Source organism: Pseudomonas sp. Sample_9, from assembly GCF_004307535.1.
GTDB classification, from domain to species: domain Bacteria; phylum Pseudomonadota; class Gammaproteobacteria; order Pseudomonadales; family Pseudomonadaceae; genus Aquipseudomonas; species Aquipseudomonas mercuritolerans.
On record NZ_RAZO01000377.1, the window covers coordinates 1 to 1316 of the forward strand.

General features: G+C 53.8%; 2 protein-coding genes. One reads left to right on the top strand and one right to left on the bottom strand.

Going from position 1 to position 1316, the window contains the following annotated elements; all coding sequences use genetic code 11:
- Positions 1-140, bottom strand: a 140-nt coding sequence (locus D6877_RS30240; protein ID WP_347233429.1) for a hypothetical protein, incomplete at its 3' end; no start/stop codon positions are given.
- Between the two features lie 339 nt (positions 141-479).
- Here D6877_RS30240 and D6877_RS21655 point away from each other — a divergent pair.
- Positions 480-1316 carry a S1-like domain-containing RNA-binding protein gene (locus D6877_RS21655; protein ID WP_016771157.1) on the top strand — a complete coding sequence of 279 codons (837 nt, stop codon included), beginning with the start codon at positions 480-482 and terminating at the stop codon, positions 1314-1316.

Sequence of the window (1316 nt, forward strand, 5' to 3'; positions counted from 1 at the left end):
CTGACGCCTTTGGCAATTTGCTGGATCTCGCCGCCGGACTTGAGGAATGCTGCGATCTGATCGTTGATCGATTCGCTGGTTTCAACGGCTGGAGCTGGCTTTGCTTTGCTGGTGGATGCTTTTACACGCATGGCGGCCATTAACCTTTAGAAAAGTAACTCGGCCAGGCATCGTACAGGAATAACTTGACAATAGCTTGGTAAATATCCCCCGGATTAACCAACCGTAACGCTGCATTATTGCCGGCCCGCCACTTGTATTCAGCAGCTAACCTGCTGTTTTAAATGAGAACATTTAATTGAAATGAGGCCAATCAGCGCAGCTGTGAAGCGTCGGGCCGGACTGACGAGCGGCACCCCGCAGGGCAGTGATCAAGCAAAATCAACAGGTTGACGCAGATTTTCCGCAGCGAGGATCTGTCGCCCGACGTTGGCGGCAAAAACGGGTAGAATGCCGCCCACGTATTGAGGGTTTCGGAAATGGCTTTAGTCGGGCGTTACAACAGTTTGCAAGTGGTTAAACACACTAACTTCGGTTTATATCTGGACGGCGGTGCCGACGGCGAAATTCTTTTGCCCAACCGTTATATCCCTAAAGATATTCCCAGCGAAGATGAAGACTGGCTCAACGTATTCATCTATCTGGACAGCGAAGACAAACTTCTCGCCACCACGGAAAAACCGAAAGTTCAGGTCGGCGAATTTGCCAGCCTGAAAGTGGTTGAAGTCAACAGCATCGGCGTGTTCCTCGATTGGGGCCTGCCGAAAGATCTGTTGCTGCCGTACTCGGAAGAAAAGCGCCAGATGACCGCTGGCGAGTACTGCGTAGTGCACGTCTACCTCGACAAACACACGCGCCGCATCACCGCCACCGCGCGCCTCGATCGTTACCTGGACAAGACCCCGGCTACTTACAGCCCGGGCCAGGAAGTTGATCTGCTGGTGGCTGAAGCCACCGACATGGGCTTCAAGGCGATCATCAACAACAAGCACTGGGGCCTGATCCACAAGAACGAGATCTTCAAGTTCATGCGTTCGGGCATGCGCGAGAAAGGCTTCATCAAGGAAGTGCGCGCCGACGGCAAGATCAGCCTGAGCCTGCAACCGGTTGGTCAGGAAGCGGCCAGTAGCCTGAGTTCGAAGATCCTCGGCAAGTTGCGCGAAAACGACGGCACCCTGGCGGTCAGTGACAAGAGTGATCCGGCACTGATCAGCAGTCTGTTCGGCGTCAGCAAGGGCAACTTCAAGAAAGCCATCGGCTCGCTGTACAAGGAAGGCAAGATCGTCATTCACGCCGATCGCATTGAACTAACCTGA

Bases quoted from the DNA above. Each gene is read 5' to 3' on its own strand.
- D6877_RS21655 (WP_016771157.1), top strand. From the start codon at position 480: ATGGCTTTAGTCGGGCGTTACAACAGTTTGCAAGTGGTTAAACACACT.